Here is a 24,746-nt window from a genome sequence, read left to right as displayed (position 1 = left end):
CTCAACGCCGCAGCAGGACCCTGCGCGTGGCGCGAGCGAGTCGGTGGACCGGGCGCCGGGAGCGCGGCGAGGGGCCCGACCGCTCCAGCCACCACTCCCGTAGTTCCCGCCGCGCCTGCGCGTCCCCGGGCCGCCCGGCGGACAGCAGGTGCTCGGCGAAGGTGAGGGCGTCGCGTCGGTAGCCGTCGGTCATCGGGTGGGTCTGGGCGTAGCCGAGGAAGGCGGTGCGGTAGTCCTCTCCGAGGATCACCGGCAGCTCGGGCGCGACCTTCGCCACGACGTCCGCCCGCTTCGCGGCGAGCGCCCGCGCCTGTACGCCGACCCGTACCCGGTCGAACCCCTCGGGCACGGGCGTCCCGGCGACCAGCGCGGACAGCAACGCGGCCTGCGCGAGCCCCAGCCGCTGACGAGCGGCCCGCCCCTCACTTGGGTGGGGCAGGTCGAAGGCGCCCCGTGTCGCCCCGACCGCCCCGGTCTCTTGGCCCCGCGGCCCGGCACCGGCGAGCAGCCGGCCTTCGGCGGCCCGGGTCTTTTCGCCGGGTCGCCCGGCGTCGGCGCGCGACCGGCCCTCGGCGTCCTGGGGCTCGTTGCCGGGCCGCTCGGCGCCGCCCGCCCCCGCAGGCGGCTCGCCCCCCGCGCCCCGGGCCTCCCGGGTCCGCCCGGACATGTCCTCTTCCCCGAGCACGTCGCCGTTCTCGGGCCCGACCGCCCCCGCCCCCGCCCTGCGCGTGGCCGCGCTGCCCGCCTCCAGGAGCTGTGTCTTCACACGCTCGACGGCTCCCGTCTCCAGTGCCCGTCGGATCGAGCCCAGCTCGCGCTCCAGCTCCGCCGGTTCCGGGAAGTTCTCGTCGCGTTCCAGGAGGACGCCCGGTGGGGAGACGCGGGAGGCGAGGTCGGTCAGGATGTCGAGGACCGGCCGGGGGACGGGGTGGGCGTGGCTGTCGTGCCAGACGCCGTCGCGTTCGAAGCCGCCCGCGACATGGACGTAGGCGATGGCCTCGAGGGGCAGCTCGGCGAGGGCCTTGGCCGGGTCCTCGCCGCGGTTGACGTGGTTGGTGTGCAGGTTGGCCACGTCGATGAGGAGACGGACCCCCGTACGGTCGGCCAGCTCGTACAGGAACTGGCCCTCCGTCATCTCCTCGCCCGGCCAGGAGATCAGCGCGGCGATGTTCTCGACGGCCAGCGGCACCGGAAGTGACTCCTGGGCGATGCGGACGTTCTCGCAGAGGACGTCGAGGGCGTCCCGGGTCCGGGGAACGGGCAGCAGATGGCCCGCCTCCAGACGCGGGGACGCCGTCAGCGCACCGCCCGCCCGTACGAACGCGATGTGCTCGGTGACCAGCGGCGAGCCGAGCGCCTCCACCCGCTCGGCCAGCGCGGCCAGCCGGTCTTCGCCGGGCCGGTCCGCGCCCCCGAGGCCCAGCGAGACGCCGTGCGGCACCACGGTGACGCCGCGCTCGCGCAGCCGCTCCAGCGACTCGGGCAGGTGCCCGGGGCAGACGTTCTCGGCCACGGCCTCGACCCAGTCGATCCCCGGCATGCGCTCCACGGCGTCCGCGATCTCCGGTCGCCACCCGATGCCCGTCCCCAGTCGCTCCATTCGTCCCCCTCCTCCGCACGGCCCGATCCTCGAACGTGAGGGGGGTATGGCCCAGCCGCCCGGCCCCGAACCCTGCCACCGACGCCTTCAGAGGAATATTTGAGGTTCACCGACGGAGGCACCGGGCTCGCGCCACCCCCTGACGCGTCGTAGACCGGACGTATGCGCGACGGCAGCGAGCAGGCGCACCACCCCGCGCGGAAGCGCGGACGGGACCCGGGGCATCCGGCCGTGGTCCGGTGGCTGTGGGCCGGTGCCGGGGCCCTGGTCCTGGCCGGGGGCACGGCCTACTTCCTGCTCCCGCTGGAGGGCCTCGCCGCCGACCGCCCCTGGCTGGGCTGGCCGCTGTTCGTCCTGTGCCTGGGGCTGGTGGCCGCGCTGCTGCTGCGCCAGGTGCGCGACATCGTGCTGGAGAAGCCGCACACCCGGTCGGGCCTCGTGATCTCGCTGCTGATGTGCCTGGCCGTGCTGGTCTTCTCGTCCGGCTACTACGCGCTCGCCCAGCAGCCGGGCCAGTTCACCGGCCTGCGCACCCGGGCCGACGCGCTGTACTTCACCGTCGTCACGCTCGCGACCGTCGGCTACGGCGACATCACCCCGAGCGGGCAGGAGGCCCGCATGGTGGCGGTCGTCCAGATCGTGTACACGTTCGTCTTCCTCACGGCGGCGGCCACCGCGCTGACGCGCCATCTGCACACCGTGGTCGCCGCACGCGACCGGCGTCCGCCGCTGTCCTGACCCGGGGCGGCGGCTACGCCGGGCGGGAGGAGCGGTAGTTGAACACCGACCACAGGACGAACAGGCCGGTCACGATCATGATGATCGACCAGAACGGCTGGTACGGCAGCCAGATGAAGTTCGCGATCAGCGCCAGCCCGACCACGCACGCGCCGGCGACCCGCGCCCACAGGGCGCCGGTGAACAGACCGAACCCGGCCACCACCACGAGCACCCCGACGACCAGGTGGATCCAGCCCCACGCGGTCAGGTCGAAGGCGAAGACGTACTCGCCGAAACTGGTGTACACCTCGTCGTTCGCGATCGCGGCGATGCCCTGGAGCACCGCGAAGAGGCCGTAGACGACCATCAGGGTGCCGCCGAGAGTGAGGCCGCCGGCCGCCAACGGGTCGTCGGCACCGCCCCGGTCGCCGGGCGCGCTGTCGGGGGCGGGCGGAGCGGGGGGAGGGGGCGCGGCACTGGTCATGGCTGCCTCCTGGGTCGGATGTCTGGTAACCCCACTGGAGCACCCGCCCGCTACCGGCGCGCCCGCGGCTGCGCCGAACGGGTGGACGCGAAGCCGCGGCTCCGTCGGAGAAGGAGCCTCCCTGAGGCGCCTTCCTACGGCTGTTCCTCGCGCGCGAGGGCACGGATACGGCCGACCCCCTCCACCGCGAAGGTCTCGCCGGGGGCGATCTCCGTGAACCCCGCGTCCCGGACCACCGGCAGCCCGCTGTGCGTCAGTTCCGGCCAGCGGGCCGGGGCGGCCGTCCGTACGGCGAGCGGGAAGCCCGCGTCGTGCCAGGCGGCCCGCTCCTCGTCGGTCAGCTCCCACCAGGCCAGTTGGGCGGCGTGGCCCGCCTGGGCCATCGCCTTGCCGGCCGTCATGCCGAGGTCCGGGTTCACCCACAGGACGGGGGCGGCCGGGTCCGCGTCCACCGGCGGTTCCGGGTCGTCCAGGTCGGTGCCGGAGACCTGGAGCCGGGCCAGGTCCTTGGGCCAGCCGTCCAGCGGGACGGGCGGGAAGACCCGCACCTCGGCGGACTTGCCGGTGACGGTGATGCCGGGCAGCGCCTCGGCCCGCCGCCACTCGGCGCCGCGCGCCCGCCGCACCACCTTGCGGATCCGGGCGTCCTGCCAGTCCCGCATGGCCTGCGCCCACTCGCCGTCCCCGGCCGACCGCTCGTCGGACAGAATCGTCAGCACCGCCCGCGCGGCCGTCTCCAGCGCGTCCGTACGCACCGGCGGGTCCGCCCGCTCGATCCGCACGACCAGCGGCAGCACGAACTGCGGTGCCGTGTCGCGCACCGAGGGCTCGGATCGGAAGGGGCTGTCGCTCACGGGCGTCGGGTCTTCGCTCACGAAGCCCAGTGTGCCAGCCGCAAGATCGTGCAGGATGGGCCCCATGCGACCCGACCTGTGCCTGGAGAACGCGGGCCGCCGCTACGGCCTGCGCGGCCCCTGGGTGTTGCGTGGCGTCGACCTGACGGTGGCCCCGGGCCGGCTCGTCCGCGTCGAGGGCACCAACGGCACCGGCAAGTCCACCCTCCTACGGCTGCTCGCGGGCATCGACGCCCCCAGCGAAGGCCGGATCACCGGCCGGCCGCGCACGGCCTACGTCCCCGAACGGTTCCCGCCGGCCCTGCCCTTCACGGCCGTCGGCTACCTCACCCACCTCGGCACCGTGCACGGCCTGTCCCGCACGGCGGCCGCCCGAGCCGCCGGCGAGTGGCTGGAGCGCCTGGGGGCCGCCGCGTACGCCGGTACACCGATGGCCCGGCTGTCCAAGGGCAGCAGCCAGAAGGTCGCGGTCGCGCAGGCCCTGCTGGCGGAGCCGGAGCTGCTGGTGCTGGACGAGGCGTGGACCGGCCTGGACACCGATGCCCGCGCCGAGTTGGAGCGGGCGGTCGCCGAGCGCACGGCGGCCGGTGGATCCGTGGTGTTCGTCGACCACGACCCGCGCCGCCTCGCGGGCCTGCCCGACGCGACGTACGTCGTGCGCGACGGGAGTCTCGTCCCGTGCGAGGTGGCGGGACCGCTTCCGTCCGGACCGCACGTCACGGTCGAGGCACAGGGCCCGCCGGACGCGCGGCTTCCCGACGAGGTGCTGCGGAGCGCCGCCTCCGCCGAGGAGACAGAGGCGGGCAGCTACCGCCTGACCGTCCCCGCTCCGCACTCCGACGTCCTGCTCCGCGCCCTGCTCACGGCCCGCCCGCCCTGGCACGTGGTGCGCGTGGCACCGCCGGCGGACACCCCCGGGAACAGCCGATGACCGCCCTTCTGCGCTACCACGCCGCCCTGCTGCTGCGCTCGCAGCGCTGGCTGCCGCCGTTCCTGCTGTACGCCGCCTTCCTCGCCGTCAGCGTCCAGGCCGGCCAGCCGGTGCTCGACTCGCTGGGTTACTCCGCCGCCGCACTGCTGCCCGTCGCGGCCTGGCTGGCGCGGATCTGCGTCACGGGCGAGCCGGAGGCCGCGCGCGGCTGTGTGGCGGCGGCCGTCGGGCCCGCCCGGGCCCATGTGGCCTGTCTGCTGGTGGCGCTGGCCGGCGCGGCGGCGCTCGGCACGGTCACGACCCTTCTCGTGACCCTGCTCAGCGACCCGGTCGCCTCGGACCACCGCACCCGGGTGCCGCTCGCCCCCGCCTGCGGTGCCGGGCTGCTCGCCGCCCTGGCCTGCGCCCTGCTCGGCACGGCCGTCGGCGCGCTCACGAGCCGGCCGCTGCTGCGGTCGCGGGGCCGTGCCGTCCTGGCCCTGCTGCTCGCGGCACTGCTGTCCCTGGTGGCCACCGGCTCCCCGGCTCAGGCGGCGGTGCAGGGCCTGGTGACCGGCTCCCGGTCGGGTACCGTCCCGCTCCCGCTGCTGCCCCTGGCCGCGGCGACCCTGGTCACCGCCGCGGCGCTGGCCCTGGCCGGTGCGCTCGCCTCCCGTCGATCACCCTGAGCAGGCCGTGCGCTGCGCCTCCTGCCACTCGCAGACCGGGCAGAGCGTGACACCCTTGTACGACTCCGGGTACTCCGTGGGCTTCCGGCACAGGACACACTCGGCGTACGGCGGCCCCTCGGCCCGGGGTGGCCTGGCCGGGGCGATCAGGCAGTAGTCGTCCTCGCTCATACGTCCAGCGTAGGCCGGTCAGGGACGGCTGCCCACGGCTCCGATCAGCTCGGAGACACGTTGTGTCATGCGTCGCGGCTTGGGGTGTCACCCGGCCGTCAGATGTCCCGCCGCTCCAGCGGCTTGGTCGCCGGGCCCTGGACCACCTTGCCGTCCGTGTCGAAGCGGGAGCCGTGGCAGGGGCACTCCCAGGCGCGCTCGGCGCCGTTGAACGCGACCAGGCAGCCCAGGTGGGTGCAGCGGGCCGAGACGGCGTGCAGGGAGCCGTCGTCGTCCCGGTAGACGGCGAGACGGTGGCCGGCGACGCGGACCACGGCGCCCTCGCCGGGCGGCAGGGACTCCACCGGGGGCACGGGCCGCAGCCGGTCTCCCACGAAGTGTCCGGCGACCTTGGCCTGCGTCTTGAGGAACGACGGAGCCTCACGCACGGCCGGACGCAGCCGGCGCGGGTCGTACAGCCCGCTCCACGCGCACTCCTCGCCCGTGATCTGCGCGGTGAGCAGGCGGCCCGCCATCATGCCGCCGCTCATGCCCCAGCCACCGAAGCCGGTGGCCACGTACGTGTGCCGCGCGCCCGGGTGCAGCGGGCCGACCATCGGCACGGTGTCGGTGGGGTCGATGTCCTGCGTGGCCCAGCGGTGGGTGACCTCCAGGTCCGGGAAGTGGCCGGTGGCCCAGGCGGTGAGGTGTTCGAAGCGGGCCCGCGGGTCGCCCGTGCCGGGTGTGAAGTGCTCGCCGGTGACCACGAGCAGCCGCCGATCCCCCTCGTACGGGGCGGTGCGCACCGAGCGGATGCCCTCGGCGGGCGTGATGAACATGCCGTCCGGGTCCCGGTCGGCCGGGATGGTCCCGGCGACGACCAGCTCGCGGCGCGGCGACAGCCGGGCGAACAGCAGGGCCCGGTCGAAGATCGGGTAGTGCGTCGCGACGACGACGTCCCGGGCCCTGACCGGCGCCCCGGTCGTGGTCGACAGCCGGCACGGCTCGCCCTCGTCCAGGCCCAGGACGGCGGTGTCCTCGTAGATCCGCCCGCCGCGTCCGACGAGGTCGGCGGCGAGGGCCAGCAGGTACTTGCGCGGATGGAACTGGGCCTGCCCGGTGACCCGGACCGCGCCCGCCACCGGGAAGGGCAGCCCGGTCTCCGTCACGAACGAGGCGGGCAGCCCGGCCTCGGCCGCCGCCCGCGCCTCGGCGCGCAGTTCGTCCACCCGGCCCGCGTCGCACGCGTACGTGTAGGCGCTCCGGGTCTCCCACTCGCAGTCGATGCCCAGTTCCCCGACGATCCCGGCCGCGCGCTCGATCGCCTCGGACTGGGAGCGGGCGTACAGCCGCGCGCCCTCGGGGCCGCGGGTGCGCCGCAGCTTGTCGTAGACGAGCGTGTGCAGGGCGGTGACCTTGGCGGTGGTGTGCCCGGTGACCCCGGCCGCGACCCGCCCGGCCTCCAGCACCGCCACACTCCGCCCGGCCCGGGTCAGCTCCCACGCCGCGCACAGTCCGGCGATCCCGGCGCCGATCACCGCCACGTCGACGTCCAGGTCCTCCGTCAGGGCCGGGTGGCGGCCGTCCGGTGCGGTATCGAGCCAGTACGAGCTGCTGACCTGCTGCTTCTCGCTCATGCGCCACCGAGTACCCCCGACGGTCCGCTTCAGTGGGCGGGCGTGTCGCTTTACAGAAGGGACCGGCGGAGCTAACGTACAACCAAATGGTTGTAGATGAGTTGGGCGACGAGACGGTGGACCGGCTGTTCCACGCCCTGGCCGACACCACGCGCCGGGACATACTGCGCCGCTGCGTGCGCGGGGAGCTGTCGGTGTCGCGGCTGGCCGAGGCCTATCCGATGAGCTTCGCGGCGGTGCAGAAACACGTCGCCGTGCTGGAGCGGGCGGGTCTCGTCATCAAGCAGCGCAGCGGACGGGAGCAGCTCGTGTGCACGGACCCCGAAGCGGTGGGCCGCGCACGCCAGGCCCTCGACGAGCTCGAGTCGGCATGGCGCGGGCGCGTGGACCGGATGGCCCGGCTGCTCGCGGAGGACCCCGGAACCGAAGAGACCGAAGAGAACGACGCCACGGAAGGACCCGAGTGATGACTGTCACCAGTGTCGACAAGGACCTCGACCACCTCACCCTCACCCTGATCGCCGACTTCGCCGCCCCCGTCGAGCGGGTGTGGCGGCTGTGGGCCGACCCCCGGCAGCTGGAGCGCTGGTGGGGCCCGCCGACCTACCCGGCGACCGTGGAGCAGCACGACCTGACCCCGGGAGGGGAGGTCACGTACTTCATGACCGGCCCGGAGGGCGACCGGCATCGCGGCTGGTGGCGGATCTCCTCGGTCACCCCGCCGACGGCCCTGGAGTTCACCGACGGATTCGCCGACGACGACGGAAAGCCCAAGGACGACATGCCGACCACCTCCGTGCGGGTGCGGCTCACCGAGCACGACGGCGGCACCCGGATGGAGATGCACTCCCTCTTCGACTCCCGTGAGCAGATGGAGCAGCTGGTCACCATGGGCATGGAGGAGGGCCTGAAGGAGGCCGTCGGCCAGATCGACGCCCTGCTGGCAGCCTGACCGGCAGCCGGATCAGGACTGCCGCAGCAGCAGTTTCCGGATCTCCGCCACGTCGAAGTCCGCCTCCGGATACCGCGGATCCAGCTCCTCCAGATGCTCCAGGAGCAGGGTGCTGACCGCCCAGTTGCGGTACCACTTGCGGTCGGCCGGGACCAGGTACCAGGGCGCGTACGAGGTGCCGCAGCGCTCCATGGCGATCTCGTACGCCTCCTGGTACGCGGGCCACAGGGCGCGGTCGTCGATGTCGGAGGCGGCGAACTTCCAGTGCTTCTCCGGCTCGTCGAGGCGTTTGAGCAGCCGGCGGCGCTGCTCCTCGTAGGAGATGTGCAGGAAGCACTTGATCAGGGTCGTGCCGGTGTCGGCGAGGGACTTCTCGAAGCGGTTGATCTGCTCGTAGCGCCGGTTGATCTCGGGGGCGGAGGCCAGGGCGCGGACGCGGGCGATCAGGACGTCCTCGTAGTGCGAGCGGTCGAAGATGCCCAGTTCGCCGGGGAGCGGGAGCGCCTTCTCCACGCGCCACAGGAAGGGGTGCGCGCGTTCCTCGGCCGTGGGTGCCTTGAACGGTGTGATGCGGCAGCCGGACGGGTTGAGCAGGCCGATCACATGCTTGACCGTGCCGCCCTTGCCGCTGGTGTCCATGCCCTGGAGGACCAGCAGGACGCGGCGCCGGTCGCCCGCGGTGCTCGCCGCCCAGAGCCGCTCCTGGAGGGTGGCGAGGCGCTCGCCGATCCGGGCCGTGGCGGCCCGGCCCGCCGTCTTGCCGTCCGGTCCGCCGGGGGTGGCGGCGGCGTCGTGGCGGGACAGGTCGAGCGGCTCTCCGTCGGGGAGGCGCAGCCGCTCCCGCAGCGAGGCGCCGCCCGACTTCTTGCCCTGTTCCTTCTCCCTGTCCTTCTTCGTCACCGGGCCCCCTTCGTCTTTCGGTCCTGTCTCCCGATCGTCCGCCGGGGCGCCGGGTTCCGCACCCGGCGCCCCGGTCGGGAGCGCGGCCGGGGCTACCGGCGCCAGGGGCCCGTCACCGCGAACGTGGTGCCGGGGGTGTAGCAGTTGACGTACATCGTGTCGCCGTCGGGGGAGAAGGTCACGCCGGCGAACTCGCCCCACTCGGGTTCCTCGGGGGTGCCGATGTTCTGCCGGCCGCGGGCCATCGCGTACACCTCGCCGCGCCTGGTCACGCCGTAGACGTGCTGGGCGCCGTTGCCGTCCTCGCAGACCATCAGGCCGCCGCTGGGCGCCAGGCAGATGTTGTCCGGCGACTCTCCCGGCTTCTGGATGTCGGTGTCGGGGCCGAAGACGATCACCAGGGTCAGGCTGCGGCGCTCGGGGTCGTAGCGCCAGATCTGCCCGTAGTGGTCGGCCGCCGAACCGTCCGAGCGGCGGGCGAAGGACGACACGAAGTACACCGACCGGCCGCCCCAGTAGCAGCCCTCCAGCTTCTGCGCGTGCGTGATGCCCCCGCGGCCGAAGTCCTGGAACCGGATCGGCGTCTGCCCGGCCTGCGGGTCGGGTACGTCCACCCACTCGATGCCGTCGAACTCGGCGCCGATGTCCTGGATCGTGGACAGGTCGGGCACGCCGGGCACTCGCATGGCCTGCAGCCGGCCGCCCGCGCGCAGCGAACCCCGGCCGCCCAGCGGCTTCTTCGGCAGGAAGCGGTAGAAGAGGCCGAAGGGCTTCTCGAAGGCGTCCTCCGTCTCGTACACCACACCCCGCCGGGGGTCGACGGCGATCGCCTCGTGCTGGAAGCGGCCCATCGCGGTCAGCGGTACCGCTCCGGTGCGGCGCGGGTCGACCGGGTCGACCTCGAAGATGAAGCCGTGGTCCTTGGTGTAGCCGTTGGTGCCGGCCTTGTCCTCGGTCTCCTCGCAGGTCAGCCAGGTGCCCCACGGGGTGGGGCCGCCCGCGCAGTTCACGGCGGTGCCGGCGATCGCGACGCGTTCCGACAGGACGTGGTTGCGGGAGTCCAGCGTCAGGGCCGTACAGCCGCCCTTGCCGGCCGGGTCGTACGTGAGGCCCTCGATCGTGGGGACCGGGCCCCTGCCGTCGGCGCGGTTCTCGTGATTGCGGACCAGATGGACCCGGTCGCCCTTGCCCGCGAAGGCCGACATGCCGTCGTGGTTGGAGGGGACCTTGCCCTCACCAGAACGGAGTGGGTCTCCCTCGCGGGAGAGGACCCGGTAGCGGAAGCCTTCCGGGAGGTCGAGCAGGCCCTTCGGGTCGGGGACGAGCGGGCCGTAGCCGGTGTGGCCGAGGCCCTGTGCTGCGGCGGTGCCGGCGAAGAGTTCGGACAGGGCGCCGGAGAACGCGATCCCGACGCCCAGGGCACCTGTCCCGGCGAGCATCTGACGTCGAGTGGCGGAACGACCGGTAGTGGTCATGGCGGAACCTTCCTGCTGGCGGACAGGAACTGTGATCCCGCTGTGTCTATCACCTGGTGCGGACAACGTGAACCACGCGCGTAGCGCGGGTCACTGTTCCACCGCCCGTCGCAGCTCCTCGATGGCCTGTTCCGTCTGGTCGAAGGGGTGCTCCGCAGGCTCCTGTGTCTGTGCCGGTGGCTGTGCCTGAATCTCTGCCGGCTCCTGCGTCTGTTCCTGCGGCGGTGCCTGCGTCTGTGTCTGCCGGCCCTCTTCGCGGCCTCGTTCCAGGAACCGCAGCAACTCCACCGGGATGGGCAGCACCAGCGTGGAGTTCTTCTCCGCCGCCACGGCCATCACGGTCTGGAGCAGCCGGAGCTGGAGCGCGGACGGCGTGTCGGCCATCTGGCGCGCGGCCTGGGCCAGTTTCTTCGAGGCCTGGTACTCGGCGTCCGCGTTGATCAGCCGGGCCCGCCGCTCGCGATCGGCCTCGGCCTGGCGGGCCATGGAGCGCTTCATCGTGTCCGGCAGGGACACGTCCTTGATCTCCACCCGGTCGATGGTCACGCCCCACTCCACCGCCGGGCTGTCGATCATCAGCTCCAGGCCCTGGTTGAGCTTCTCCCGGTTGGACAGCAGATCGTCCAGCTCGCTCTTGCCGATGATCGAGCGCAGGGAGGTCTGTGCCATCTGGGAGACGGCGAAGCGGTAGTCCTCGACGTTGACGATCGCGGCCGCCGGGTCCACGACCTTGAAGTACACCACCGCGTCGACCCGCACGGTCACGTTGTCACGGCTGATGCCCTCCTGGGCGGGGATCGGCATGGTCACGATCTGCAGGTTGACCTTTCGCATCCGGTCCACCGCGGGAATGATCATGTTGAACCCGGGACGCCGCACGTCTCCGTGCACGCGCCCGAGCCGGAAGACGAGCCCGCGCTCGTACTGCTTGACGACCCGCGCCGCCGCGGCCAGATACACCAGGCCACCGGCGCAGACCGCCGCCACCACCCCGATCAGCTCTTGGACCATCCCGACCTCCTCGTCCAGAGGTCCTGTTTCGTCTGCTTCTGCAACGATATGCCGGGATTGGGGTCGGAGGCCATGCCTCAGCGATGCGGGGAACCGCGCGACACGCTCTCACCGGTCCGCGCCGGACATGCGAAGGGCCCGGGGCGCGCTTGGGGGCGCGTCCCGGGCCAGGGGGAATCGGTGTCGCGGCGGGCCGCTAGGCCACCGTCACCTTCTCTCCCTCTTTCGACTGCTCGGACTCCAGCTCGGGCTCCGTGACCTTCACCGGCTCCGTGCCCGTCGCGCTGTGGCGCTCGGCCCAGTTCTCCAGGGCCGTGCGGCAGGCGTGGTCGAGGTGGTGCAGGCCCGAGAGGTCCAGCTCGACCGGGCGGTCCTGCGGCAGGCTCTCCAGGTTGTCCAGGATCTTCGGCAGCCGCAGGAACGTCGCGTTGCCCGACAGGTACGCCTGGATGGGGCCGGCGCCCTTGTCGATGACCTCGAGCTTGATGTGCGAGGCCTCCCAGGCGGTCTTGACGACCGAGAGGGCCAGACCGATCAGGACACCCTCGAACATGTTCACCGCGACGATCGACACGGCGGTGACGACCAGGATGACCGCCTCGCCCCGGTGCTCGCGCCACAGCGGCACGATCTTGCGGAACGGGATGAGCTTGAAGCCCGCGTGGACCAGGATGCCGCCGAGGGCGGGCAGCGGGATCAGGGCCAGCGTGGCCGGCAGGAGCGCCGCGAACAGGAGCAGCCACACGCCGTGCAGCACCCGGGACGCCTTGGTCTTGGCACCCGCGCTGACGTTGGCCGAGCTGCGGACGATGACCGCGGTCATCGGCAGCGCGCCGAGCACGCCGCAGAGCGTGTTGCCCGCGCCCTGCGCCATGAGCTCCTTGTCGTACTGGGTGCGCGGTCCGTCGTGCAGCCGGTCCACCGCGGCGGCGCTGAAGAGGCTCTCGGCGGAGGCGATCAGGGTGAAGGCGATGATCGTGCCGATGACGCCGACCCCCACGCTGCCGAAGGCGTCGAGGCCGGGCGGCTGGATGGAGTCCAGCAGACCCTGCACCTTGACGGTGTCGACCGGCAGGTTGAACGCGGCGGTGGCCGCGATCGCCAGGATCACCGCTGCGAGCGCGCCCGGAACGGCCTGCGCCTGCTTCGGCAGCTTCTTCCACAGCACCATCACCGCGATGGTGGCCGCGCCGAGTGCGAGGGAGGTGAGCGCCTTGGTGCTGCCGAGCGCGTCGGCGGCGGCTCCGGGCAGGCCCAGGATCTTGTCGATGCCGGAGGCGGGGGCCTGCAGTCCGGCTGTCGCGTACAGCTGGCCGGCGATGAGCACCAGACCGATTCCGGCCAGCATGCCCTCGACGACCGAGACGGATATCGCGCGGAACCAGCGGCCGAGCTTCAGCGCGCCCATGACGAGCTGCAGCAGACCGGCGGCCAGCACGATCACACCGAGGGCGGGCAGCCCGTAGGTGTCGACCGCCTCGTAGACCAGCACGGTCAGACCGGCGGCCGGCCCGGACACCTGGAGGCTGCTGCCCGGCAGGAACCCGGTGACGAGGCCGCCCACGATGCCGGTGATCAGGCCGAGTTCGGCCGGGACACCGGAGGCGACGGCCACGCCCACGCACAGCGGGAGCGCGACCAGGAACACGACGAGCGAGGCGGTGAAGTCCTGCCTCAGGTAAGGGAACTTGGTCATGGCGTCCCTCACAGCTTCTCGAAGGAGTCGGTGTCCGCGCGGTGGTCCCGCACGGTTCCGGTGTGCACTTCGTAGAACCAGGCGTGCAGCCGGAGCCGGCCGTCCGTCAGACGGCTCTCCACGCACGGGTACGAGCGCAGCCGCTCCACCTGGGTCAGGACGTGGTTCTGCACGGCTTCGGTGACCGTCTTGTCGGTCGGGTCCGCGCACTTGGGCTCGTCGCAGGCGTGCGCGAGCCAGTCCCGCACGGCGGGTACGCCGGTGAGGTCGTCGCCCCGCACCACCGCGCCGACGGCGCCGCAGTGCGAGTGGCCGCAGACCACGATCTCCTTGACGCCCAGTACTTCCACGGCGTACTCGATCGTGGCCGCCTCCGAGGTGGGGTGCTCGAAGGCGTAGGGGGGAACTACGTTGCCCGCGGTGCGCAGCTCGAAGAGCTCGCCGGGCCGGGCGCCCGTGATCAGGGCCGGTACGACCCTGGAGTCGGAGCAGGTGATGAACAGGACGTCGGGGGACTGGCCCTCGGCGAGGCGGGCGAACTCCTCAGGGCGCTGTCCGTGCGTGCGGGCGTTGTCGATGAGGGGTTGCATGTGTGTGGTGACTCCTCCTGGCGCGCAGTGGGGGCGCGTCGGACGGGCATGACAGAGGTGGGGGACGGAACGACTCTGTTCCTCAGCAGCGGAAGACCTGAAGCGCTGCCGGTGTGTGCGACGTCGAGGATCTCGACGTGCGGTGGTGCGCGGCGCCGGCTCTGACCTGGTCCGGTGCTGCCGGCGGGATGTGCCGCAGCAGGGGCCGCTCCGACGCGCAGGGCGCGGAGTCGGCGTGGTGGAACCGGTCGCGGGTCCGCAGGGGACCGGTCGGGTCCCCGTGGTGTCCGGCGCGGCAGGTGGCGATCTCGTCGCGCAGTGCCTTCCCGGAGAGCTTGATTCCGGGCCGCGAGGACAGGCCGGAGGGTTCAGTTCCGGGCTGAGCCTTGGCCTCGGCTTTACGGGGCGTGTGCGCGGATGCGAAGGACGCCGTCGGTGCGAAGAGCTGGAGGGCGAGCAGGACGGCTGCGAGGATCGAAACCACGGTCCGTGCCGTCGTACCTCGGTACATGCGCCCCCCTTCAGGTAATTCACACGTCTAGCGCTGACCAACACTTGGTCAATGGCTGGTCAAGAAACACGTTAACCCTGCAAAGTCATTTGCAGGGTTAACTTAACGTTTCAAGCTGAAGAGAGCCTGAAAACCGTGGGTGGGTTGGCTTGAACCACCCCTTGGCCTCACGGCAGTTGGTGCGGTATTGGGGTTGTGGTTACCGGGAGTTCGCCAGCTTGCCCGCGTCGCGGGCCAGGGCGGTGAGCCGGGAGATGGCCCGGAAGTACTTCTTGCGGTAGCCGCCGTTCAGCATCTCCTCGCTGAAGAGCTGGTCGAAGGGCAGGCCCGAGGCCATCACGGGCACCTCGCGGTCGTAGAGCCGGTCCGCGAGGACGACGAGCCTGAGGGCCGTCGACTGGTCGGGAACCGGCCGCACGCCGGTGAGGCACACTGCCCTGATTCCGTCGGTCAGCGCGCCGTACCGGCTGGGGTGGACCCGGGCGAGGTGCTCCAGGAGGGGCGAGAACGCGTCGAGGGAAGCGCCCTCGGTGGCGTGCGCCGTCTTGGTCACCTCTTCGTCGGAGTACGGCGGCGGCGCCTGGGGCAGACCGCGGTGGCGGTAGTCCTCGCCGTCGATGCGCAGGGCCCGGAAGTGGGCCGACAGGCCCTGGATCTCCCGCAGGAAGTCGGCCGAGGCGAACCGGCCCTCACCGAGCTTGCCGGGCAGCGTGTTGGAGGTGGCGGCGAGCGCCACGCCCGCGTCGACGAGCTTGCCGAGGAGGGTGGAGACCAGGACGGTGTCGCCCGGGTCGTCGAGCTCGAACTCGTCGATGCACAGCAGGCGGTGGCCGGACAGGGTCTGGACGGTCTTCTGGAACCCGAGGGCGCCGACCAGGTTGGTCAGCTCCACGAACGTGCCGAACGCCTTGAGCTCGGGCTCGGCCGGGGTGGCGTGCCACAGGGAGGCCAGCAGGTGGGTCTTGCCGACGCCGTAGCCACCGTCGAGGTAGACGCCGCGCGGGCCGGCCGGTGCCTTCTTCGGCGCCTTGCCGAAACCGAACAGCCGCCGCTTGCCGGAACCGCCCGCTCCTCGGTCGAGGCCCGCCGCGAAGCTCTCCAGGACCTGGACGGCCTCGGTCTGGCTCGGCTGGTTCGGGTCCGGGATGTACGTGCTGAAGCGCACCGAGTCGAACCGCGGCGGCGGCACCATCTCGGCGACCAGCCGATCCGCGGGGACGTGCGGCTCACGGGCGCACAGGGACAGCGGGGCCGCGTCGGCTATCGGGCCGGTACCGGAGGGAGCGGGGGAGGAGGACACGGTTCACCATGCTACGGCGCGTGGAACACTGCACGGCATGCGACGTCTGTTCCCTGTGACCGATGAAACAGCAGCTCCGGCCCCGGGTGGCGCGGCCGGTGAGGAGGGACTCGGGCGGGAGTGGGGCCTGGCCGAGCTGGCCGCCGCGTACGCCTATCCCGAGCCGGGGGCCGGGGGGCCGCTGCCGTGGCTGCGCGCCAACATGGTGTCCACGCTGGACGGGGCCGCCCAGCACGACGGCCGTTCGCAGCCCATCTCCAGCGCGACCGACATGCGGATCTTCGGCACGCTGCGGGCGCTGGCGGACGTGGTGGTCGTCGGCGCGGAAACGGTGCGCCAGGAGGGGTACCGGCCGGCACGCGCGCGTGCCGAGTTCGCGGCGATGCGGGAGGCGGCCGGGCAGGCCCCCGCACCCGCGATCGCGGTCGTCACCGCCAGCCTCGACCTGGACTTCTCGCTCCCGCTGTTCACCTCGCCCCTGGTGCCCACCCTGGTCCTCACGGGAGCCGCGGCCGCCGCGGACCGCGTCGCCACCGCCGAGAAGGCGGGCGCGCGGGTGGTGACCGCCGGGGACGGCATCGGCGTGGACCCCGCCCGTGCCGTCCAGGCCCTCGCCGGTCTCGGTCACACCCGGCTGCTGACCGAGGGCGGTCCGCGGCTGCTGGGGCAGATGGTGGCGGCCGGCGTGCTCGACGAGCTCTGTCTGACCGTCTCCCCGATGCTCACAGCGGGCGACGCCCAGCGCATCGCCGGAGGGCCCGCCGTCACGGTCCCGCAGCGCTTCTCGCTGCTGTCGATGCTGGAGGAGGACGGCTTCCTGTTCACGAGGTACGGACGGTCCTGACGTACTGAACCGCGCGGCACGGGGTAGCGGCACGGGGTACTGGTGCCGGCGCTCAGGAAGCCGGACCGGTCGGTACGTTCGGAATATGCCGTTCTGTTTGGATTTTGGAGGGCACACTGGATCCGGCAGTTCCCGTGCGAAGACGGGGCAGGATGGTTTCCGCGAGGATCAGAAGGGGCGCCTGGTGTTCACAAGCGTATTGATGATCGAGAAGGCCCTGACGTCCGCCGACGTGGAGTTCGTCACCACCTTGCACGGCGAGGAGCGGGTCTCCTTCGAGGTGCTGCTCCAGCCGCGCGGCGAGCAGGCGGACCGTCTGCTGCGGGCCATCGACGACGTCGCGCTCGGCGAACTCGACGATGCCGTCCGCGAGGGGGAGACCCCGGAGGGCGAGGAGGCGCTGAGCGTCGGGCAGCGGGCGCTGGAGGTGTCCCTCGCGGCGCTGCGGACGTCCGGGAGCGAGGCGCGGGGACGGTTGATCGAGGACCATCCGCTGGACGCGCTGAAGTCCTTGGTGGAGGAGGTCGGCGCGGACGAGGTCATCGTGCTGACCGACCCCCACTACGTGGAGGAGTTCTTCCACCGTGACTGGGCGTCGCGGGCCCGGCACAAGGTGGGGGTGCCGGTGCTGAAGCTGTTCTCGCACAGCAAGGCGTAGTCGTAGTGCCGGGCTGATGCGGCGGCGCTTCTGAAATAGGCTGTGGGCGCTCACCGTCCCAGAACGCCCTTGGAGATACGCATGGCACCCGGCCTTCCCACCGCCATGGACCGACCGCACTTCATCGGGATCGGTGGGGCCGGGATGTCGGGTATCGCGAAGATCCTCGCCCAGCGCGGGGCCGTCGTGGCGGGCAGTGACGCGAAGGAGTCGGCGACGGCCGAGGCGCTGCGGGCGCTGGGTGTGACGGTGCACATCGGGCACGCCACGGAGCACCTGGCCGACGACGCGAGCTGTGTGGTCGTCTCGTCGGCGATCCGGCAGGACAACCCCGAGCTGGCCCGCGCGGCCGCGCTCGGCATCCCCGTCGTGCACCGCTCCGACGCGCTCGCCGCCCTGATGGAGGGCCTGCGGCCGATCGCGGTCGCCGGTACGCACGGCAAGACGACCACGACCTCGATGCTCGCGGTGTCGCTGAGCGAGCTGGGCCTGACGCCGTCCTACGCGATCGGCGGGGACCTGGACGCGCCCGGCTCCAACGCGCTGCACGGCGACGGCGAGATCTTCGTCGCCGAGGCGGACGAGTCGGACCGCAGCTTCCACAAGTACGCGCCCGAGGTCGCGATCGTCCTCAACGTCGAGCTCGACCACCACGCCAACTACGCCTCGATGGACGAGATCTACGAGTCGTTCGAGACGTTCGTGGACCGGATCACCGAGGGCGGCACGCTGGTGATCGCGGCCGACCACGAGGGCTCCCGGGAGCTGACCCGCCGGGTCGCGGAGCGCGGCGTGCGGGTGGTCACGTACGGCGAGTCGCAGGACGCCGGAGTGCGCATCCTGTCGGTCGTGCCGCAGGGCCTGAAGAGCGAGGTCACCGTGGTGCTGGAGGGACAGGAGCTGACCTTCACGGTCTCCGTCCCCGGCCGGCACTACGCGCACAACGCGGTCGCCGCGCTGGCGGCCGGCGTGGCGCTCGGCGTCCCCGCCGAGGAGCTGGCCCGCGCGCTGGGGGCCTACACCGGCGTGAAGCGGCGGCTCCAGCTCAAGGGCGAGGCCGCGGGCGTACAGGTCATCGACTCCTACGCGCACCACCCCACCGAGATGACCGCCGACCTGGAGGCCATGCGCGCGGCGGCGGGCGACTCCCGGATCCTGGTCGTCTTCCAGCCGCACCTCTTCTCGCGGACGCAGGAGCTGGGCAAGGAGATGGGCCAGTCCCTGGCCCTCGCGGACGCCTCGGTCGTGCTGGACATCTACCCGGCCCGCGAGGACCCGATCCCCGGCGTGACCAGCGAGCTGATCATCGAGGCGGCCCGGGCGGCGGGCGCGGACGTGACGCCGGTGCGCGACAAGGCGGACGTCCCCTCGGTGGTCGCGGGAATGGCCAAGCCCGGGGATCTCGTTCTCACCATGGGAGCGGGCGATGTCACCGACCTCGGCCCGCGCATCCTGGACCGTCTGTCGAACTGAGGGGCTGGAAGCTCATGCCGTACGACGTCGAGAAGCCGGACGAGCAGTGGCGCGCGGAGCTGAGCCCTGGCGAGTACGCGGTACTGCGCCAGGCGGCCACGGAGCCCGCCTTCACCGGTGAGTACACCGACACCAAGACCCAGGGGGTCTACTCCTGCCGCGCCTGTGGTGCGGACCTGTTCACCTCGGACACGAAGTTCGAGTCCCACTGCGGCTGGCCGTCCTTCTTCGATCCGAGGGACACCGACGCGGTGGAACTGATCGAGGACCGGACCCACGGCATGGTGCGTACCGAGGTGCGCTGTGCGCGCTGCGGCTCGCACCTCGGGCACGTGTTCGAGGGCGAGGGGTATCCGACGCCCACGGACCAGCGGTACTGCATCAACAGCATCGCGCTGCGCCTGACCGCCGCCGAGGGCTGAGACAGCCCTCAGCGTCGGATCCGGCACTCCTTCTGTGTGAGGCGCTTCGTGTCCCCTGCGGTGCGCCTGCACACCACATCGGTCTTGGAGGTGCCGTCGCCGACGCGGCGGACCACTTTGAGGACGATGCTGTGACCGGTGCGGTCGCCGTACAGCGGGGCGCGGGTGAAGTCGATGGTGCCGGTGGCCATGCCCTCGATCTTGACGTTGCGCAGGTTCACCCAGGTCGAGGCGCGGCTCTGGGGCCGGTCGTCCCGGGTGGCCGCCCAGTACAGGGCGCGGGTCGCGTCGTGTGCCAGGGCGGTCTGGCCGCTGGCCAGGGCGGGGCTGTCGTAGCGCAGGTTCCCGCCCCGCAGTCCCGGCAGGTGCGTGGCCGCGTCCAGGTAGAAGGTCGTCCGGGTGGCGGCCGTCCGCAGCTCGGCCAGGGCCGCGTGGTACAGCGTGACCTTCGGCGCGACGGACTGTCCGCCGGTGGTGAAGTCGGCCTTGGACAGGTCGTCGCCGGTGAGGATGGCCAGGGGCGTTCCGGCGCAGCCCGGCTCGGTGCCCAGCTGGGTCATCAGGGGATCGATGTCCTCCACCCGCCCGGCGAAGTAGATCACCGACGGGACCCGGCCGCCCCGGCAGATCTCCTGGGCGTGCGAGCGGAGTTCCGGCTTGCCGCCGCTGAGGGTGTAGCGGCGCTGATCGAGCGGGGTGAAGCCCTGCCGGCGCAGCATGTCCTGGCCGTAGCGTGCCTGTTCGTCGGTGTAGAGGTCGTCGGTCTTCGCCGTGTCGCGGGCGAGGACGAGGGCGTACTGCCGACGGTCCGGTGTGCGCAACTGGGCTGCTATCAGGCCGAGTTGTTCTATCTGCCACTGGTCCGTGGCGGCCAGGCTGAACCAGTTGGCGAACTCGCGCGGCAGATAGGTGGCGGAGTTCGTGCCGGAGACGATCGGCAGGCCGGCCTCCATCAGCGTGCGGGTCGTCGCCCTGCTCGACTTCAGGTCGCGGCCGGTGCCCACGACCCCCACCACGGTCGGGTCCTGGGCGGCGTACGCGGCGATCTCCTCGGCCATCTCCTCCTGGTGGCCCAGGTCCACACCGCCGTTGGCGAGCAGGACCCGCAGCTTCACACTGGAGTTCTTGTTGATGACGGCCTGTGCCAGGTACACGCCCGCGAGTTCCTCGGCGCCCTTCACGAGCGAGGAGCCGTCCGAGGAATCGGCGCTCAGCGGCCCGGCGTAGACGACGGTGACGTATTTGCCGGAGTGGTGGGCGAGGACGTCCGCGTTCTTCTCGGCGATGCGGTCCTCCAGTTCGTCCACCGTCCAGGGTGTCGCGTCCCCGGCCGTCAGGGCCTTGGGCTCGTCGCCGGGGTCGGGCGCGGGCAGCCAGTCGGCGAAGCGGACGCCGTCCGTGGCTATACCGATGCATTCCGTGCCGCCGCCGGGGGCCCGCTCGCGCCGGGTGTCCCGGTTGGCGGTCAGCACGGAGGCCGAGCAGTACCGGTCGTGCAGGGCCTCGGCCCGCATGACGGTCCCGGCGGTCAGCAGGGCGATCACCAGGACCAGGGTGTGCAGGGCCCACACCAGCCGGGCGGGCGTGGGCCGGGTGGAGGCCCGCAGATGGCGGGTGCGTTCCTCCACGGGACCGAGCTGGTCGTGCGGCAGCGGGACCTTCATCACCCAGGGCAGGACGGACCGCTCCCGGCTGGGTGACTGTTCGGCGCGCAGGTTGTGCGCCCACACCCGGTGCCAGGTGCGCAGCCGCTCGCCGAACCTGGGCGGTACGGCGGCCGGGTCGGGCGTCGCCGGAACCACGCCGCGCTCCAGGCGTGCCACGTCGTGCGTGTGCACCGCGGCGACCACCACCAGCGGGTCGAGCTCGCTGCGGCGGCTGCGGACGTCGCTGATGGCCCGGATCAGTTCGATGCCGCCGTTGCGGGCGTCCGTGTGGGGCAGGAACAGCATCGGCGGGCGCGGCCGTTTGAAGCCGCGCAGGTCCCAGCTCCAGCGGCGGTGGTTGTCCCGCAGGTCCTCCCGCAGCGCGAGCACGCACAGTTGGAGGTGGAAGTCGCCGCCCGCCGTGAGCGCCTCGGCCACGTCGTACGCCCGGGCCGCGATCGCCTTCCAGGACCGCACCGGCCGCAGCAGCGAGACCTCGGTGGGATCCTCGTGGTCCGCCGCCCTGAGGAAGGTCGTCGTCATGAACCAGCGGCTCTCCCGGCGCAGCCACAGGAAGATCGGCGCCCGCCCCGGCAGGACGTAGTTGAGGACGGTCAGCAGCAGCAGGAAGACGAGACCGGCGCCCACCGCCACGTACCACTCGCTGCGGGCCATGAGGGCGGCGAGCACGGTCACGAGGCTCGCCGGGAGGATGTGCGCCATGTCGAACAGCGGCAGACCGGAGCGCCAGCGCGCGGTGTTCCTCGGCCGCCAGCGCTGCTGGGCCAGCTGGTTCAGCAGCCGTTGCCGCTGGTCCTGACCGGCCTCGGGGCTGCCCGGCTCGGGCGCCGGCCAGGTGTCGCCGAGGGCCGCGACCGCGTCGTCGATGGCGTGCACCAGCCGCAGCCGCGGGAACGCGTAGCGCCGGTAGACCGCCTTCGGGCCGCCCCACTTCTTCGGGTCGCTCATCGCCCGCACCATGGCCGCGGCCCGGCGCACCTCCGTGGCGCCCTCGTAGGCCTCCTGCGCCACCGCGCAGCGCGTGCCGTGTGCCTCCTGGCCCGCGTGCAGCTGCCGGACCAGTCCGGTCACCGCGTCGTCGTCCGCGCCCTCCTGGGCGTGCACGACGAACACCGGCATCGGCGGCTCGGTGCTCGTGCGGAAGTCCTGGATGAGGATTTCGAGCTGATCCTGGAGGTGGAGCCCGGCGCCACGCTCCGGCATGCCGTCATGCCCCCCGGGACAGTCCGGCGGCGTGCGATCAGCGTTCACCATGGGCAATCCCCCGTTCGCCTTCGGTGACCTACGAGGCTAGCGGCTGTGGGTGGGGTGGGAGTGGGTGACGGAAGAACTTCAGGATCGTTTCTGCCTGGTCCGTGGCGCACCCGGCGCTGAATGAACGATCCATCGTCCTGTTGACTAATGGATGACCGAGCCAGAAGATGTGCGGAGTGACCTTCTCCGCGCATCCGCCCGCCCGCCCCGCAGGCCTCCCCGTCGACCTCGACGAGACCGCCCACCGCTGTCTCGTCGCGGGGTTCGACGGGACGGCAGGTGTGCCTGACGAGCTGAAGCGGCTTGTCGACCGAGGGCTCGGCGGAGTCATCCTGTTCACCCGCAACGTGCGGGACGCCGAGCAGGTGCGGCGGCTCACCGCGGAGCTGCGGGCCCTGCGGCCTGACCTGCTCGTGGGGATCGACAACGAGGGCGGCGGGATCGGGCACCTGGTGCGTGCCGGCGCTCCCGAGGTGCCCGGATCGTACGCGCTCGGAGTGGCCGACGATCCCGCGCTGACCGGCCGCTGCGCCGACGCCCTGGCCGGGCATCTGGCCTCGCTCGGCATCACGGTCTCCTACGCCCCGGTCGCCGACCTCCAGCACCATCCGCGCAACCCGATCGTGCGCACCCGGTCCTTCGGCGCCGACCCCGCCCTGGCCGCCCGCCATCTGCGGGCCTGGATCACCGCCACCGAGCGGCGGGGCGTCGCCTCCTGCGCCAAGCACTTCCCCGGGCACGGCGGCACCGAGACCGACAGCCACCACGGCATCGCCGTCGATCCGCGGTCGCACGACGAACTGCGGGCCGACTTCGAGCCGTTCCGCGCCGCCGTCGACGCGGGCGTGCCGATGATCATGAGTGCTCATGTCGTCTACCCGGCACTGGACCCCGAGCGGCCCGCCACCCTGAGCCGCCGCATCCTGGGCGATCTGCTCCGCCACGAGCTGGACTTCGACGGGGTCCTGGTCAGCGACGCCCTGGAGATGAAGGCCATCGCCGACCGCTACGGCGAGGCCGCCGGGGCGCGGATCGCCCTCGCGGCGGGCGCCGACCAGGTCATCGTGGCCGTGCCGGACCTGGAGGTCACCCTGGCCTGCCGGGACACGGTGCTCGGCGCGCTGCGCACCGGTGTGCTGCCCGAGGAACGCGTGCGGGAGGCCGCCGGGCGCGTGCGGCGCCTCGCCGTGCGGTACGCCGTTCCGGCCGGGGCGGTCGACGGCTGGGACGCGGGGGCCGGTCTCGAGGCCGCCCGTCGGGCTGTCCGCGGCCGGCCGGTGCCGTCGGCCGTGCGGGGCGCCCACGTCGTCGACCTGTTCCCGCCGCCGCATCCCGCGCTCAACTGGGGCGGCGAGGACCTGCTGACGGCGGTGCGCGCCGTCGACCCCACGGCCACGGGCACCGCGGTCACCGGCGACCCGGCGGATCCGGACGCCGTCGTGGAGGAGATCCTGCGCGCCTCCGGTGACGCGCCGCTGGCCGTCGCCACCTGCGATGCCGGGCTCCACCCCTGGCAGGAACGGCTGCGCGCCGCCCTGCTGTCCCGGCGGCCCGACGCCGTGCGGATCGACACCGGGCTGCCGGAGGGCGGCGCGCTCTGCTCCTACGGGCGGGGCCGGGTGAATCTGCGGGCCGTCGCCGAGGCGCTGGTCGGCGCCTGAGTGCTCACGGCACCCGTACGACCTCCTTGATGCCGCGCGCCGCGAGGTACGCGGCGTCGTCCGCCCGCCCCGCCAGGACCACCGCCGGGCGGACGCCCTCCGTGCGCAGGGCCATCCACGCGTCGAAGTACGCGCCTCCCGGGCCGGAGACGGAGCGGGAGGACGGGGTGCAGTCCAGGACCAGGGCCGTGTCGCGGGGCCGGGCGGGGTGGTGCCCCGCGCGTACCTCGGCGACGGTCTCGGCCAGGGCCGTCGCGATCGGCTTGGCGCCGCCCCGCGCGTCGAACAGGCCCAGGGTGTACTCCAGTTCCGGGTAGTCGGCCAGGGAGCGGTCCACGTCGTGGGAGCACCACCACGTCACGCCCCACAGCCCCTCGCACCCGGCGGCGTTCCGCACGGTCGCCCGCGCGAAGTCCGGGGCGTCGGCCGCCGGGATGTGGGGTTCCGGGGCGCCCGTCTCCTGGACCCAGACCGGGCGGGCCGGGTCCTCGGCGTAGGCCTTGGCGAGTTCCGTGCCGTACTCGGCGAGGTGCAGCACCTGGGGGGAGCGGGGGCCGTAGCGGCGGGCGCAGTCGCCGGAGAACACCCAGGGGTGGACGGTGGTGACATTGCCCTTGCGGGCCGAGGCCTCGGGGGTGAAGGGGTGGTCGTCGCCGTACCAGGCCGCGTCGTAGGCGGAGTGGGTCGCGAGCCGGCCCGGAGGCAGGTGCTCGCGGGTGGCGGACAGCAGGGTGTCGAGGTAGTGGTCCACCTCGTCGGCGGTCACGGGGTTGTGCTCGACCAGGTTGTTGAGCTCGTTGCCCAGCTGGAGGCCGATGAGGTTGGGGCGGCCGGCGAGGGCGCTGCCGAGGGTCCGCATCAGCTCGGCCTGGGCGGCGACGGCCTCCGGGTCGGTGAAGACGTTGCGGTGGTGCCAGCCGCGCGTCCACTCCGGGTAGAAGTCGAAGCTGGACAGATGGCCCTGCACGCCGTCCACCAGGACGTCGAGACCGGCCTCGGCGGCCAGGTCGACCAGGTGCGCCAGCTGGTCCACGGCCGCGGGGCGGATGAGCGTGCGGTTGGGCTGGAGGAGCGGCCACAGGTGGAAGACCCGGACATGGTCGAGGCCGAGCGCGGCGATCTGGTCCAGGTCCTCGCGGGCGTGCGCCGGGTCGAAGTCGTGCCAGGCGTGGAACCAGCCGCGGCGGGGCGTGTAGTTGACGCCGAAGCGGAGCGTGGGGATGGGATCCTCCTCGGGTCGAGCACCCAGATCCCTTGCTCTGGGTGAATGCATCAATCACCATAGTCG

24 protein-coding genes are annotated in these 24,746 nt (G+C 72.5%); 10 read left to right on the top strand and 14 right to left on the bottom strand.

The window, feature by feature from the left end; all coding sequences use genetic code 11:
- Position 1 precedes the first annotated feature (1 nt).
- Positions 2–1,600, bottom strand: coding sequence for an MbnB/TglH/ChrH family RiPP precursor modification enzyme (locus tag ACZ58V_RS29310; protein ID WP_471293598.1), 1,599 nt, complete (start codon positions 1,598–1,600; stop codon positions 2–4).
- A 162-nt stretch (positions 1,601–1,762) separates the two neighbouring features.
- Between ACZ58V_RS29310 and ACZ58V_RS29305 the strand changes: the two genes are divergently transcribed.
- Complete coding sequence (locus tag ACZ58V_RS29305) at positions 1,763–2,338, top strand: potassium channel family protein (RefSeq protein ID WP_468192053.1); 576 nt, start codon at positions 1,763–1,765, stop codon at positions 2,336–2,338.
- Between the two features lie 13 nt (positions 2,339–2,351).
- On the opposite strand, the gene ACZ58V_RS29300 is transcribed toward ACZ58V_RS29305, so the two are convergent.
- Together ACZ58V_RS29300 and ACZ58V_RS29295 are read right to left on the bottom strand one after the other, a co-directional pair.
- Positions 2,352–2,804: a DUF7144 family membrane protein gene (locus ACZ58V_RS29300; protein ID WP_382825524.1), complete on the bottom strand. Its 453-nt coding sequence runs from the start codon at positions 2,802–2,804 to the stop codon at positions 2,352–2,354.
- A 134-nt stretch (positions 2,805–2,938) separates the two neighbouring features.
- Entirely contained in the window at positions 2,939–3,679 is a 741-nt protein-coding gene (locus ACZ58V_RS29295; protein ID WP_468192051.1) for an aminoacyl-tRNA hydrolase, read from the bottom strand.
- A gap of 43 nt (positions 3,680–3,722) precedes the next feature.
- Between ACZ58V_RS29295 and ACZ58V_RS29290 the strand changes: the two genes are divergently transcribed.
- Positions 3,723–4,589, top strand: a complete 867-nt coding sequence (locus ACZ58V_RS29290) for an ABC transporter ATP-binding protein (protein WP_471293594.1) — start codon at positions 3,723–3,725, stop codon at positions 4,587–4,589.
- Positions 4,586–5,257, top strand: coding sequence for an ABC transporter (locus ACZ58V_RS29285; protein ID WP_471293591.1), 672 nt, complete (start codon positions 4,586–4,588; stop codon positions 5,255–5,257). Before ACZ58V_RS29290 ends, ACZ58V_RS29285 begins: the two co-directional genes overlap by 4 nt.
- Here ACZ58V_RS29285 and ACZ58V_RS29280 read toward each other — a convergent pair.
- Together ACZ58V_RS29280 and ACZ58V_RS29275 are read right to left on the bottom strand one after the other, a co-directional pair.
- Positions 5,249–5,428 (bottom strand): hypothetical protein, encoded by a 180-nt coding sequence (locus ACZ58V_RS29280; RefSeq protein WP_468192045.1) that lies wholly within the window; start codon positions 5,426–5,428, stop codon positions 5,249–5,251. The two genes, ACZ58V_RS29285 and ACZ58V_RS29280, sit on opposite strands and share 9 nt — an antisense overlap.
- Positions 5,429–5,526: 98 nt before the next feature.
- Positions 5,527–7,044: an FAD-dependent oxidoreductase gene (locus ACZ58V_RS29275; RefSeq protein WP_471293588.1), complete on the bottom strand. Its 1,518-nt coding sequence runs from the start codon at positions 7,042–7,044 to the stop codon at positions 5,527–5,529.
- Between the two features lie 86 nt (positions 7,045–7,130).
- On the opposite strand from ACZ58V_RS29275, the gene ACZ58V_RS29270 reads away from it, so the two are divergent.
- The gene (locus ACZ58V_RS29270; protein ID WP_471293586.1) at positions 7,131–7,511 is read left to right on the top strand and encodes an ArsR/SmtB family transcription factor; all 381 of its coding nucleotides are present in this window, start codon (positions 7,131–7,133) and stop codon (positions 7,509–7,511) included.
- Entirely contained in the window at positions 7,511–7,996 is a 486-nt protein-coding gene (locus ACZ58V_RS29265; protein WP_468192039.1) for an SRPBCC family protein, read from the top strand. The genes ACZ58V_RS29270 and ACZ58V_RS29265 overlap by 1 nt, the downstream gene beginning before the upstream one ends.
- A gap of 12 nt (positions 7,997–8,008) precedes the next feature.
- On the opposite strand, the gene ACZ58V_RS29260 is transcribed toward ACZ58V_RS29265, so the two are convergent.
- From ACZ58V_RS29260 to zapE, 7 genes are all read right to left on the bottom strand, one after another.
- Positions 8,009–8,896 (bottom strand): PPK2 family polyphosphate kinase, encoded by an 888-nt coding sequence (locus ACZ58V_RS29260; RefSeq protein ID WP_471293583.1) that lies wholly within the window; start codon positions 8,894–8,896, stop codon positions 8,009–8,011.
- Between the two features lie 92 nt (positions 8,897–8,988).
- Entirely contained in the window at positions 8,989–10,371 is a 1,383-nt protein-coding gene (locus ACZ58V_RS29255) for a PhoX family protein (RefSeq protein WP_468192035.1), read from the bottom strand.
- 90 nt (positions 10,372–10,461) lie between these two features.
- Entirely contained in the window at positions 10,462–11,382 is a 921-nt protein-coding gene (locus tag ACZ58V_RS29250) for a slipin family protein (RefSeq protein WP_468192033.1), read from the bottom strand.
- A 196-nt stretch (positions 11,383–11,578) separates the two neighbouring features.
- Positions 11,579–13,078, bottom strand: a complete 1,500-nt coding sequence (locus ACZ58V_RS29245) for a SulP family inorganic anion transporter (protein ID WP_471293579.1) — start codon at positions 13,076–13,078, stop codon at positions 11,579–11,581.
- An 8-nt stretch (positions 13,079–13,086) separates the two neighbouring features.
- The gene (locus ACZ58V_RS29240; RefSeq protein ID WP_471293577.1) at positions 13,087–13,668 is read right to left on the bottom strand and encodes a carbonic anhydrase; all 582 of its coding nucleotides are present in this window, start codon (positions 13,666–13,668) and stop codon (positions 13,087–13,089) included.
- Between the two features lie 82 nt (positions 13,669–13,750).
- Entirely contained in the window at positions 13,751–14,179 is a 429-nt protein-coding gene (locus tag ACZ58V_RS29235) for a hypothetical protein (RefSeq protein WP_471293575.1), read from the bottom strand.
- A 199-nt stretch (positions 14,180–14,378) separates the two neighbouring features.
- Positions 14,379–15,479, bottom strand: a complete 1,101-nt coding sequence (zapE, locus tag ACZ58V_RS29230; protein WP_468192025.1) for a cell division protein ZapE — start codon at positions 15,477–15,479, stop codon at positions 14,379–14,381.
- A gap of 37 nt (positions 15,480–15,516) precedes the next feature.
- Here zapE and ACZ58V_RS29225 point away from each other — a divergent pair, with 37 nt between their 5' ends.
- The 4 genes from ACZ58V_RS29225 to msrB all read left to right on the top strand — a co-directional run bounded on the left by ACZ58V_RS29225 (position 15,517) and on the right by msrB (position 18,876).
- Positions 15,517–16,323 (top strand): pyrimidine reductase family protein, encoded by an 807-nt coding sequence (locus tag ACZ58V_RS29225; protein ID WP_471293573.1) that lies wholly within the window; start codon positions 15,517–15,519, stop codon positions 16,321–16,323.
- A 184-nt stretch (positions 16,324–16,507) separates the two neighbouring features.
- Complete coding sequence (locus ACZ58V_RS29220) at positions 16,508–16,981, top strand: indole-3-glycerol phosphate synthase (protein ID WP_189721608.1); 474 nt, start codon at positions 16,508–16,510, stop codon at positions 16,979–16,981.
- A gap of 81 nt (positions 16,982–17,062) precedes the next feature.
- A complete protein-coding gene (gene murC / locus ACZ58V_RS29215) occupies positions 17,063–18,454 on the top strand; it encodes a UDP-N-acetylmuramate--L-alanine ligase (RefSeq protein ID WP_468192022.1) in 1,392 nt (463 codons plus the stop codon).
- Between the two features lie 14 nt (positions 18,455–18,468).
- On the top strand, positions 18,469–18,876 hold the full coding sequence (gene msrB, locus ACZ58V_RS29210; protein ID WP_189721606.1) for a peptide-methionine (R)-S-oxide reductase MsrB: 408 nt from the start codon (positions 18,469–18,471) through the stop codon (positions 18,874–18,876).
- A gap of 8 nt (positions 18,877–18,884) precedes the next feature.
- Here the strand turns inward: msrB and ACZ58V_RS29205 are convergent, their stop codons facing one another.
- The gene (locus tag ACZ58V_RS29205) at positions 18,885–21,746 is read right to left on the bottom strand and encodes an ABC transporter substrate-binding protein (protein ID WP_468192020.1); all 2,862 of its coding nucleotides are present in this window, start codon (positions 21,744–21,746) and stop codon (positions 18,885–18,887) included.
- A 218-nt stretch (positions 21,747–21,964) separates the two neighbouring features.
- Here ACZ58V_RS29205 and nagZ point away from each other — a divergent pair, with 218 nt between their 5' ends.
- Entirely contained in the window at positions 21,965–23,458 is a 1,494-nt protein-coding gene (gene nagZ / locus ACZ58V_RS29200) for a beta-N-acetylhexosaminidase (RefSeq protein WP_468192019.1), read from the top strand.
- 4 nt (positions 23,459–23,462) lie between these two features.
- On the opposite strand, the gene ACZ58V_RS29195 is transcribed toward nagZ, so the two are convergent.
- Positions 23,463–24,731, bottom strand: a complete 1,269-nt coding sequence (locus tag ACZ58V_RS29195) for a glycoside hydrolase 5 family protein (protein WP_471293569.1) — start codon at positions 24,729–24,731, stop codon at positions 23,463–23,465.
- Positions 24,732–24,746 lie beyond the last annotated feature (15 nt).

It is taken from the genome of Streptomyces sp. NPDC040589, from assembly GCF_055594445.1.
Note: the sequence above shows the minus strand (reverse complement) of the source record. Positions and strands in the feature narration are given on the sequence as shown.